Source organism: Segeticoccus rhizosphaerae (assembly GCF_009192725.1).
GTDB lineage: Bacteria > Actinomycetota > Actinomycetes > Actinomycetales > Dermatophilaceae > Segeticoccus > Segeticoccus rhizosphaerae.
This window is the reverse complement of sequence record NZ_VOHR01000427.1, coordinates 1-2,716: the sequence shown is the minus strand read 5'-3', so window position 1 is coordinate 2,716 and position 2,716 is coordinate 1. Positions and strand designations below refer to the sequence as shown.

The window sequence follows — 2,716 nt, the reverse complement described above, 5'->3', positions numbered from 1 at the left end:
CCGTGCGGGCAAGCTGGCCAAGGGCGTCGGCCGGGGAGCCCGGGGCGTGGGCAAGGGAGCCGGCGCCAGCGCCCGGGTGACCGGGAAGGCGGCCACGTCAGCCTTCCACCTGGCGCGTCGGGCAAGCCATGCGGAGGGAGCTGGGGAGAGCGGGCTGTCCCGCCTCGTGGAGCTGGGGGCGGTCAACGCGGCCGGGGACACCACCGTTGCGGTGGCCCTCGCCGGCTCGCTGTTCTTCCAGGTGCCGTCGGGCGAGGCACGCGGTCAGGTGGCCCTGTTCCTGCTGCTGACCATGCTGCCCTTCGCGATCATCGCGCCGCTCGTCGGTCCCTTCCTCGACCGGTTCCGGCGCGGCCGCCGGTGGGCGATCGGCACCACGATGGCGCTGCGCGCCTTCTTGTGCTGGGTGCTCGCCGCGTCCGTCTCCGAGCAGTCGGCGTGGCAGTTCCCTGCAGCGCTGGGGGTCCTGATCGCCTCCAAGGCCTACAACGTCACGCGTTCGGCCGCCACGCCACGGATGGTGCCGCGCCAGCTGACGTTGGTGAAGGCCAACGGGCGGCTGTCGCTGGCGGGAGTGGCGGGCGCGGCGCTCGCCGCCCCGATCGCGGGCGGGCTCTCGCTCGTCGGCCCCGAGTGGACGCTCCGCTTCGGCTTCCTGGTCTTCATCCTCGGCACCATCCTGGCGATCCTGCTGCCATCCCGGGTGGACTCCTCGACCGGCGAGGAGGAGCTGTCGATGCTCGGCATGACCGGGGCCGGCAAGGGGCGCCGGCTCGGCCCGGAGGTCGTGACCGCGCTCCGGGCCAACGTCGGGCTCCGGGCGCTGTCCGGGTTCCTCACGATCTACATGGCCTTCCTGCTGCGCGATGTGCCGTTCCCCGGGTGGGAACACCGGATGTCGCTGCAGATCGCGCTCGTGGTCGGCGCCGCCGGTGCCGGCAGCGCGCTCGGCACCTTCCTCGGGTCGGTCGTGCGCTCGCGGCCGCCACAGGTGGTCGTGCTCGCGGTCCTGATCGTCGATGCCGTCGTCGCCGTGGCGGCCGCGCTCTTCTTCGGGGTCGTGCTCGCTGTGGTGCTCGGGCTGACCGTCGGACTCTGTCAGCAGCTGGGCAAGCTCTCGCTCGACGCGATGATCCAGGACCGGGTGCCCGAGGAGGTGCGCACCAGCGTCTTCGCCCGCTCCGAGACCCTGCTGCAGCTGTCCTGGGTCCTCGGTGGCGGCCTGGGCATCCTGCTCCCGCTCAACGCCGGTCTCGGCCTCGGGGTGATCGGTGGGCTGCTGGTGTGCTGGCTGGCGCTGGTGCTGTTCCTCCGGGGTGGTCGGAAGCTGCCCGTCCCGGAGGCGGCTGGGCGGGTGCCGGGACGTCGCCGCGGTGCCGGCCAGGGGCCCAGGGCTCCCCGGTCGGCACCGACCGAACGGATGGCCCGGCGCGGACGGACCCGGCCGATGCCGCACGATGATCCACACGAAAAGTCCCCCGGCGAGCAACCCTTCGACCCGGGTGCGGCCTACGAGGTGGAGCGGCCGCCGACGGACCGGCGGCACCCACCGCGGCCGCCCGACCCGGACGGGCGGTGGAGTGACGGCTGGCAGGACCGCTGAGGCCATGGCGGGCGCCGTTCTTCCGTGCGGCGAGTCCGTGCACCTCCCGCCCCTGGATCACGCGTCAGCGGATCAGCCGTCGCTGCGGGGCGTCCCGAACATGATGTCGTCCCAGCTCGGGACACTCGGCCGTCCGCTCTTGCGCGACGACCGCCGCGGCTTGGTGCGGTCGGGCTCGGACCGTTCGGCCTCGGCAGCCACCGAGGCCACCTGCTCCGGCGCCGAGCGAGGCTGGGCAGCGTCGGGTTCATCGGCCTGAGGGTCCTCATCGACGGCATCGGCCGAGCCGGCTTCGGGCCGGGCTGCGTCGGAACCGTCGGCCTGATCGGGCTCGACCCGACCGGTTCCAGCGGACTCCTCTGCCTCGTCCTCGGCGGTCTCGTCCGTCCCGGCCTCCACGGGCTCCACGGCCTCCACGGGCTCCACGGCCTCCTCTTCGGGACTGCTCTCGTCGGCCTCGTCCGCGTCGAACAGCCCGGGCTCCTCGAACCGCGTCCCCTGCGGTTCCGCCTCTTCGCCTTCGGCCTCCACGCTGGCGCCCGTGGTCACCGGCTCGGGATCGGCTTCGGGAGCTGCGTGTGCGCCCGGTGGCGGGGGCATCGTCGCCGGGTCGTAGGCGATGTCCTCCAGCGGCAGGGCATCGTCGGGAGCGTCCTCCGCGCCGGGCACGTGCGCCGGCGAGGTGGGAGGAGCGGTCTTGCGCTTGCCGCGACGACCGGAACGGCGGCCACGCGCGGCGCTGCGCTCGCGCATCGCGGTCATCAGGTCGACCGGCTCCTCGTGCGACGCGTGGGACCGGTCGCTGTGCGCGGAGTCATCCTCTTCGCGGCGCGACCCGGTGCGCTGCGCCGAGGTGGCGCCGGCAGCACCCGACCGCTCGGCGGGACGCAGCCCGCCCTCGGCCTCGACGTCATACACACGGGTCTTGCGGCGCGGGCCGGTGGCGGTCGGGATGGGGCCACCCACCGGCTCCTGCTCGTCGCCGCTGAGCCACCTCGCCTCGTCGTCGAGCGGGGTCAGCGCGCGGTCGAGCGGGTCGAAGTGCCATGAGGCGCGCCGCTCGCGGCCACCGGCCGGGAAGATCGCGACGACGGTCCACGGTCCGGTCTCGCG

At 74.1% G+C, this 2,716-nt stretch carries 2 protein-coding genes; one reads left to right on the top strand and one right to left on the bottom strand.

Annotated elements, in window-relative coordinates:
• The coding region (locus FRW57_RS20080) for an MFS transporter (protein WP_152186890.1) at positions 1-1,603 on the top strand (1,603 nt) is incomplete at its 5' end.
• Positions 1,604-1,675: 72 nt separating this feature from the next.
• On the opposite strand, the gene sepH is transcribed toward FRW57_RS20080, so the two are convergent.
• A partial coding sequence (sepH, locus tag FRW57_RS23575) for a septation protein SepH (protein ID WP_162529437.1) occupies positions 1,676-2,716 on the bottom strand: 1,041 nt, incomplete at its 5' end.